The sequence below is a fragment of the Allohoeflea poritis genome, assembly GCF_027889715.1.
GTDB classification, from domain to species: Bacteria; Pseudomonadota; Alphaproteobacteria; order Rhizobiales; family Rhizobiaceae; genus Hoeflea_A; species Hoeflea_A poritis.
Genome location: NZ_JAPJZH010000008.1, coordinates 260,194 through 268,623 on the forward strand (window position 1 = coordinate 260,194; position 8,430 = coordinate 268,623).

Below are 8,430 nucleotides of genomic sequence, written 5' to 3' on the forward strand. Positions count from 1 at the left end.
GGAAGCTGCCGGCGAACGGGAGAATTATGTCCAAGACGCGCCAACAGATCATGGCGGAACTGCACGACGACGGCGGATTTGACGCCATCGTGGTCGGCGGCGGCGTCAATGGCATTGGCGTCTACCGCGAGCTCTCCCTGCAAGGCCTTCGGGTTCTTCTGGTCGAACGGCATGATTTCTGCTCGGGCTGCAGCGCGGCGCCCTCCCGCATGATCCACGGCGGGCTGCGCTACCTGGAAAACGGCGAGTTTGGCCTCGTTCGCGAGTCCCTTCGCGAAAGGGACGGTCTTCTCAAAACCGCGCCTCACATGGTGAAGCCGCTACCGACACTGATCCCCATCACCTCGGTTTTTTCAGGGTCAATGAACGCGGCAGCCAGCTTCCTGGGATGGTCCGGCAAACCCGCCAACCGCGGTATCCTGCCGATCAAGCTGGGCTTGATGCTCTACGACTGGGTGACACGAGACCGGCGCCGTTTGCCGAAGCACCAGGTCATATCCGCGAAACAGGCTCGTCGATCCTGGCCGGTGCTGACACGGCAGGCGCGCTTTGCCGCCATCTACCACGACGCCTGGATCACGCACCCGGAGCGGCTGTGCGTCGAGATGATTGCCGACATGGCATCCGCCGCCCCCGCCAGCGTCGCTATAAATTATGCGGAGCTGACGGCCGGGGACGACGGCCTGGTCGTGACCTGCCGCAGGACCGGCATCAGGCAGCCCGTCACGGCGCGAGCGCTGGTCAATGCGACCGGCGCATGGATCGACTCCACGATCCAGGCCCTCGGCAATGCCGCCGGCAAAAAACTTGTTTCCGGAACAAAAGGTTCGCACCTGATCATCGACAATCCGGAGCTTCGCAGCGCTCTGAACGGGCACATGGTCTATTACGAGAATGTTGACGGTCGCGTCTGCATCGCGTTCCCTTATCAAGGCTACGTACTGGCAGGTTCAACCGACATTCGCGTGGACCGGCCCGCACGGGTGCGCTGCGAGGACCACGAGCTGGATTACATACTCGGCGCAATTGGGCAGGTCTTTCCGGATATCGATGTCACACGGCAGCAGGTCGTATTCAGCTTTAGCGGCATCCGGCCTTTGCCGGAAAGCGACCACGGCTTTACCGGCCGGATTACGCGCGGACATTTCGTGCACCGGCTTGACGGCCCGATACCGCAATTCTGCATGATCGGCGGGAAATGGACGACCTTCAGGGCATTCGCCGAACAGACCGCGGACGAAGTTCTGAAGGAACTGGGGCATGAACGGCGCTGCCAAACGCCGGATATGCCGATCGGCGGCGGTCGCGATTTCGAACCGGGCGGCGAAAAAATCCTTCAAAGACTGATCCGAGACAAGGGCATTCCGCGTCAAAGGGCCGAGCACCTGATCGGCCACTACGGTTCTTGCGCCGAAGAGATCGCGCATTTCTGCCAGGAAGGCGATGACGAGCCGCTTGCCGGCGCGCTTACCCCATATACAAGCCGGGAAATCGCCTATCTGATCCGCAACGAGCAGGTCGAAACGATCGCCGACCTGGCCCTGCGGCGAACGTCACTTGCCATAACAGGTGCCGTTTCGCTGGACCTGATCGACAGCCTGGCCGCAATCATGACCACCGAAACCGGTCTTTCCTCGCAGGAAATCGCCGATCAGCGCGACAGCCTGATCCGGGAGTTGGACGACTATTACGGTGTGTCGTTGCAATCGCTTCAAGAACGAAACCACGCAAGGAGTCAGCAATGCGCGTAAGCCAGAAGGCACGCATGAACCGCATGTTCACCCACGGCAAATGCCTGGACGTGGCGATCGACCACGGTGTCTGCAATGAACCCGGCTTTCTCGTCGGCCTCGAAGATATGGCTTCGGTCATGAATACGCTCATCGCCGCCGGGCCCGACGCGATACAGTGTGCCTATGGCCAGGCTGATCTGCTGCAGAGCCGTGCCGAGAAGGACAAGCCGGCCCTGGTGATGCGCATCGATATGGGCAACCCCTATAATGACCGGCGTCACCGGGTCATGTGGTCCATGCTGCAGAACGCGGACAATCCGATCATCGGCGCGCTGGAAATGGATGCGGCGGCGGTGGTCGTCAATCTATTCATGCTGCCGGACGAGCCGGACCTGTTCCGCCAGTGCGTCGAGAATATCAGCCGGGTGCGCGAAGCCTGTCACCGCTACGGCATGCCGCTGATGATCGAGCCGCTCGTCATGCTGCCGAACGAACAGCGCGGCGGCTACCAGGTGGACGGCGATGCCGAGAAGATCGTGACGCTGGTCAGACTTGCCTCCGAAATGGGCGCCGATATCATCAAGGCGGACCCGACGGAAAATCCTGAGGACTTTCACAAGGTCGTGGAGACGGCCAGGGTTCCCGTCCTCGTACGCGGCGGCGGCAAGGAAGATCTGAGAAACGTCTTCAACAAATCAGCCGCCCTCATGGCGCAAGGCGCCAGCGGCATGGTCTACGGGCGCAACATTTATCAGCACGACAACCCGCGCGCCGTGGTTGCCGCCCTGATGGCGATGATACACAAGGGGGCTTCCGGCGAGGAAGCCTGGGAAATCTACCACAATGCCTGACAACGCATCCTATCTGCTCGGCCTCGACGCCGGAAACACGGTGATCAAGGCGGTCCTCTTCGACCTTGAGGGGCGGCAGATCGCGATGCACGCGCTCGACGGCCAATCGGCGACGCCTGAACCCGGCTATGTCGAGCGCGATCTCAACGAGCTGTGGTCGAACGCCTGCACCGTAATAAACGCTTGCATCCGCAAAGCCGGTATCCGGTCCAACGAAATTGCGGCCGTCGGCTGCGCCGGACACGGCAACGGGCTCTATCTGCTGGACGCCGAAGGCGAGCCGCTCATTGGTGTCCAGTCCCTGGACAGTCGCGCGGCCGGCCTTGCCGGCGATCTGGCCGGCCGGTCCGGCGAGCGCTTCCATGCGCTTTGCCTGCAAAAACCCTGGCCATCGCAGACGCCGAGCCTGCTGGCCTGGGTAAAGCGGAACCGTCCGGATATCTACGAAAAAGCCGGCACCGCGCTGCTTTGCAAGGACTTCATCACCCAACGTCTGACGGGCGAACGGGTCAGCGACCTGTCGGACATGTCCGGCTGCGGTATGCTGCGCCTTCCGGAGGGCGCCTATGATGACGAGTTGCTCGGCCTCTACGGGCTAGAGGATGCACGGGGCATGCTGCCGCCGGTTCGCGATCCGAGCGACATCGTTGGGACGGTTACCCGGCAGGCGGCGGAACTGACCGGGCTGGCCGCCGGAACGCCGGTGATCGCCGGCTATTTCGATGTCGTCGCAAGCGCCCTCGGGTCCGGCGCCGGACAGGCAGGCGGCGCATCCATCATCGCCGGAACCTGGAGCATCAACCAGGTCTTCTCCGAAGCGCCGGTTCGCGACCCGTCGGTGTTCATGGTCTCTGCCTTCGGGCCCAACCGCTACGTCAATATCGAGGCGAGCGCCACATCGGCGGCCAACCTCGAATGGTATGTCCGCGAACTCGTCGAGCGGGGCGGCCACCATGACGATCCCTTCGGCTTCTGCAACGAGCGCATTGCATCCGTGGAGCCGCGCTCCGACGACCCCTATTTCCATCCCTTTCTCTATGGTTCCGGTCAGGGCGCGCACCATCGCGGCGGCTATTACGGGCTGGCGGGCTGGCACGGTGAAGGCCATCTCCTGCGGGCCCTTTTCGAGGGTGTCGTGTTCGAGCACCGCCGGCATATCGAAAAGCTGAAATCCGCCGGTGTCGGCTTCGACAGGGCAATTCTATCGGGCGGCGGCTCGCGCAGCCCGCACTGGCCGCAAATGTTCGCCGACTGCCTCGGCGTGCCGGTCGCCGTCGCGGAGGCAAGGGAAACCGGTGCACTCGGAGCGGCCATCGGCGCCGCCGTCGCCACCGCCCATGTCGGCGACTACGAGGAAGGCCTGGCGCGTATGACGTTGATCAAGCAGGCGTTCGAACCGGACCCGCTGCTGAAGACCCACTACGACCGGCGCTATGACACGTATCGCGATCTCGCCGGTGCACTTGAATCCTTCTGGCAGCAACAGGCGAAGGAACAGGCGCGATGAAAGCGGTCGGCTTCCTGCAATCTTTGCCCATCGAGGCCGATGACGCCCTGCTGGACGTCGAATTACCCACCCCTGCCCTGCGCCCAGCGGACCTGCTGGTCGCGGTCGAGGCCATTTCCGTCAATCCGGCGGACGCCAAGCGGCGCATCCGCACCGCCGCGGAGGGGCCGCTGGATGAGCCGTTCCTGCTCGGCTATGACGCTGTCGGCATTGTCGAAGCAGTAGGACACGACGTCTCGGGCTTCAAAAAGGGCGACCGGGTCTGGTATGCGGGCGACGCAAGCCGACCGGGCTCTTATGCGGAGCTGCAGGCCGTCGATCACCGCATCGTTTCGCACGCGCCGCACTCGGTTTCGCCAGCTTCGGCCGCATCCTTGCCGCTCGTGTCGCTGACAGCCTGGGAGATGCTCTTCGACCGGCTGCAGGTACCGGCCGGTGTCGAAAGCCCGTCACTGCTGGTGATTGGCGGCGCCGGCGGCGTCGGTTCGATTACGATCCAGCTTGCCGCCAAGCTCACCGGACTTGAAATCATTGCGACGGCATCGAGGTCGGAGAGCGGCGAATGGTGCCGGAGAATGGGCGCGCACGACATTGTCGACCATCGCGATCTTGTCGCACAGACGAGGCGCGACGGACGGCAACATGTCGATTACATCGCGCAATATGCCGACATGTCGCGGCACTGGGATGCCATGTGCGAATTGATCGCCCCGCAGGGCCGGATCGGCACCATTGTCGAGACCACTGACAGGCTGGACATCTCCATGCTGCAGGAAAAATCCGCTGCGCTGATGTGGGAACTGATGTTCACCCGGTCACTGTTCGCGACGGCGGACATGGATCGGCAGGGAAATATCCTCGCCCGCATGGCCCGCCTCGTCGACGATGGCCTTGTCATGACGACGGAAACCGAAAAGCTTGAGGGTTTGAGCGCAAAAACGTTGAAAACCGCCCACCGAATGATTGAAACTGGCTCTATGATCGGCAAGCTCGTAATCGCGTACTGAAAATCAATGCCTGAAAAACAATCAAACCAGATCCAACGGCTCGAAGGTCGCTACGACTACATCATCGTCGGCGGCGGAACGGCCGGCTGCGTGCTCGCCAACCGGCTCAGCGAGGACCCGGCCGTGCAGGTGCTGCTGCTCGAAGCCGGCGGGCGCGATCTCTATCACTGGATCCACATCCCGGTCGGCTACCTCTATTGCATCGGCAATCCGCGGGTCGACTGGATGATGAGGACCGTCGAGGAGCCCGGGCTGAACGGGCGCTCGCTGCATTATCCGCGCGGCAAGGTGCTCGGCGGATGCAGCTCGATCAACGGCATGATCTACATGCGCGGACAGGCGGCGGACTATGACCGCTGGCGCCAGATGGGCAATCCCGGCTGGGCCTGGGACGACGTGCTTCCCTATTTCACCAAGTCGGAGGACCATTTTTCGGGATCCGGCGATTTCCACGGCAGCGGCGGCGAGTGGAAGGTCTCGCAACAGCGCCTGTCATGGGAAATCCTCGCCGCCTTCCAGGATGCGGCAAGCGAGTTCGGCTACGGCCCGACGGCCGACTTCAATACCGGCACCAATGAAGGCTCCGGATATTTCGAGGTGAACCAGAACAACGGCGTGCGCTGGAATACGCGCAAGGCCTTTCTCGATCCCGTGAAGCGAAGAGCTAATCTGCGGGTCCTGACCCATGCCGCTGCCGAAGAACTCTTGCTTGACGGTGCGAAGGTGACGGGACTGCGCTTCAAAAGGAACCGTAAACAATGGACGGTGCATGCCGATCGTGAGGTCCTGCTGACCGCCGGTGCGATCAATTCGCCCAAACTGCTTGAACTGTCCGGGATCGGCGATCCGGAAAGACTGCGCGATCTTGGACTGGAGATCCGCCACGAACTGCCTGGGGTCGGTGAGAACCTGCAGGATCACCTGCAGATCCGCACCGCCTATCGTGTTTCGAATTGCAAGACCCTCAACCAGGTCTCCAACAGCCTGTCCGGCAAGATCGGCATGGTCGCCGAATATGCGCTGCGCCGGTCGGGGCCCCTGAGCATGGCGCCGAGCCAGCTGGGACTGTTCACCAAGAGCGATCCGTCACTGGAAACCCCCGATCTGGAATACCATGTCCAGCCGCTCTCGCTCGACAAGTTCGGCGATCCGCTGCACACCTTTCCGGCAATCACCGTCTCCGTCTGCAATCTGCGCCCGGACAGCGTCGGGTCCTGTCACATCCGCACGACCGATCCGGACGAACAGCCGGATATCCGCCTGAACTATCTGAAGGCGAAATCGGACCGCGAGATCGCGGTCAAAGCGATCCGGCAGTCGCGCCGGATCATGACCGCGCAGGCGCTGAAGAAATATCAGCCGGAGGAGTTCCTGCCGGGACCCCAATACACCGCCGACGAGGAACTGGTGCGCTGCGCAGGCGATATCGCGACGACGATCTTTCACCCCGTCGGAACGGCCAGAATGGGCAGCGATCCGGCTGCGGTCGTCGATCCTGAACTGAAAGTCGCCGGTCTTGACGGCATCCGTGTCGTCGATGCCTCGATCATGCCGAAGATCGTTTCCGGAAACACCGCATCGCCGGTGATCATGATCGCGGAAAAAGCCGCAGACATGATCCGCACGGCAGCTAGAGCTGTTCCGAGTTAGATTTATCCTAAGACCTGATCCTACATCACCGCGCCGATCTGCCAGGGCACGAATTCGGCGCCCCCGAAACCCAGCTCCTCGCTCTTGGTCTGTTCGCCGGAAGCGACGCGAATGAAGGCTTCGAAGATCTGCTCGCCCTTTTCTTCGATGCTGACGCCGGCGGATACGATATCGCCGCAGTTGATGTCCATGTCCTCCGACATGCGTTCATACATCTCGGTATTGGTCGCCAGCTTGATGCACGGGGTGGGCTTGTAACCGGAGACCGAGCCGCGCCCGGTGGTAAAGACGATCAGGTTGGAGCCGGAAGCCACCTGCCCCGTCACGGAACAGGGGTCGTAACCGGGGCTGTCCATGAACACAAAGCCCTTCCTGTCCACCGGCTCGGCGAATTTGTAGCACTCGGTCAACGGCGCCGTGCCGCCCTTTGCCACCGCGCCCAGCGACTTTTCCAGTATGGTCGTCAGGCCGCCGCGCTTGTTTCCGGGAGACGGGTTGTTGTTCATCTCGCCGCCATTGCGGGCGGTGTAATCCTCCCACCACCTTATCCGCTCGATCAGCTTTTCGCCCACTTCGGGTGACACGGCACGGCGCGTCAGCAGGTGTTCGGCCCCGTAGATCTCCGATGTCTCGGACAAGATGGTGGTTCCACCGTGACGAACAAGAAGATCGGAGGCGAAACCGAGCGCCGGATTGGCGGTGATGCCGGAATATCCGTCCGATCCGCCGCACTGCATGCCGACCGTCAGTTGCGAGACCGGCGCGGCTTTCCTGACGGCCTGGTTGGCAATCTGCGCCATCTCACGCAGTTCCCTCAATCCCGCCTCGATGGTGCGCCGCGTGCCCCCCGTCTGCTGAATGGTCATGTAGCGGTAATTGCCGTCGCTGCGGATCTTGCGTTCGCCGACAAGGTCGGGGATCTGCATGACCTCGCAGCCAAGGCCGATCAGCAGGACGCCCGCGAAATTGGGATGCTGCGCGTAACCGGAAAGCGTGCGGAACAGTGTCGCATAACCTTCGTCGCGCCCGGACATGCCGCAGCCCGTTCCGTGCACGATCGGCACGATGCCATCGACATTCTCGAACCCGTCCAGCAGCCCCGTCCGTTCGGCCGCCTCTGCGATGAACCGCGCCACGGAGCCGGAACAGTTCACCGTGGTGACAATACCGAGATAATTGCGCGTGCCGACGCGTCCGTCTTCGCGATGAAAGCCCTGGAAGGTGCGCTCATCCGCGATTTGGGGAAGCGGTGCATTGGACGTTGCAAAAGCATAGTCCTGCGTGTGTTCGGCCATGCCGAGATTGTGAACATGCACATGTTCGCCCGGCGCGATGTCCGACTTCGCCTGCCCGATGATCTGACCGTACCGCACCACATTGCTTCCGGCGCTGATCGGCGCCAGGGCGATCTTGTGACCGCGGGCGATGTCGGAACGCAGCGGCCCGGCAAACTGGGCGGGCGTCTCGCCGCGACGGATGTCGCGCAGCGCGATGACGACATTGTCCGCGTCATTCAGACGGACAGTTTCAGGCAGTGGGCGATTCATTGAGGCGGTTGCTCCGGAGAATTCCTGGTCTAGTATCTGCTGTACTTCATCTTGGGATTTGACGCGATGAAATCATCAACTAACATGTTAGCATTCTAATAGGCAAAGTAAAGACGATGCACAGCCGAACCAGCG

6 protein-coding genes are annotated in these 8,430 nt (G+C 62.1%); 5 read left to right on the top strand and 1 reads right to left on the bottom strand.

Annotated features, from left to right (window positions below; all coding sequences use genetic code 11):
- Positions 1-26: 26 nt before the first annotated feature.
- Genes OOZ53_RS14820 through OOZ53_RS14840 form a run of 5 tightly spaced genes read left to right on the top strand, consistent with a single transcriptional unit; the run spans position 27 to position 6,748 of the window.
- Positions 27-1,751, top strand: coding sequence for a glycerol-3-phosphate dehydrogenase/oxidase (locus OOZ53_RS14820; protein ID WP_271090413.1), 1,725 nt, complete (start codon positions 27-29; stop codon positions 1,749-1,751).
- The gene (locus OOZ53_RS14825) at positions 1,742-2,584 is read left to right on the top strand and encodes a class I fructose-bisphosphate aldolase (RefSeq protein WP_271090414.1); all 843 of its coding nucleotides are present in this window, start codon (positions 1,742-1,744) and stop codon (positions 2,582-2,584) included. The genes OOZ53_RS14820 and OOZ53_RS14825 overlap by 10 nt, the downstream gene beginning before the upstream one ends.
- Complete coding sequence (locus tag OOZ53_RS14830; protein ID WP_271090415.1) at positions 2,577-4,091, top strand: FGGY-family carbohydrate kinase; 1,515 nt, start codon at positions 2,577-2,579, stop codon at positions 4,089-4,091. The genes OOZ53_RS14825 and OOZ53_RS14830 overlap by 8 nt, the downstream gene beginning before the upstream one ends.
- Entirely contained in the window at positions 4,088-5,098 is a 1,011-nt protein-coding gene (locus OOZ53_RS14835) for a zinc-binding alcohol dehydrogenase family protein (protein ID WP_271090416.1), read from the top strand. Before OOZ53_RS14830 ends, OOZ53_RS14835 begins: the two co-directional genes overlap by 4 nt.
- A gap of 6 nt (positions 5,099-5,104) precedes the next feature.
- Complete coding sequence (locus tag OOZ53_RS14840; RefSeq protein ID WP_271090418.1) at positions 5,105-6,748, top strand: GMC family oxidoreductase; 1,644 nt, start codon at positions 5,105-5,107, stop codon at positions 6,746-6,748.
- Positions 6,749-6,768: 20 nt separating this feature from the next.
- Here the strand turns inward: OOZ53_RS14840 and OOZ53_RS14845 are convergent, their stop codons facing one another.
- A complete protein-coding gene (locus OOZ53_RS14845) occupies positions 6,769-8,295 on the bottom strand; it encodes a UxaA family hydrolase (RefSeq protein WP_271090420.1) in 1,527 nt (508 codons plus the stop codon).
- Positions 8,296-8,430: the final 135 nt, after the last annotated feature.

Bases quoted from the DNA above. Each gene is read 5' to 3' on its own strand.
- OOZ53_RS14820 (WP_271090413.1), top strand. From the start codon at position 27: ATGTCCAAGACGCGCCAACAGATCATGGCGGAACTGCACGACGACGGC.
- OOZ53_RS14825 (WP_271090414.1), top strand. From the start codon at position 1,742: ATGCGCGTAAGCCAGAAGGCACGCATGAACCGCATGTTCACCCACGGC.
- OOZ53_RS14830 (WP_271090415.1), top strand. From the start codon at position 2,577: ATGCCTGACAACGCATCCTATCTGCTCGGCCTCGACGCCGGAAACACG.
- OOZ53_RS14835 (WP_271090416.1), top strand. From the start codon at position 4,088: ATGAAAGCGGTCGGCTTCCTGCAATCTTTGCCCATCGAGGCCGATGAC.
- OOZ53_RS14840 (WP_271090418.1), top strand. From the start codon at position 5,105: ATGCCTGAAAAACAATCAAACCAGATCCAACGGCTCGAAGGTCGCTAC.
- OOZ53_RS14845 (WP_271090420.1), bottom strand. From the start codon at position 8,295: ATGAATCGCCCACTGCCTGAAACTGTCCGTCTGAATGACGCGGACAAT.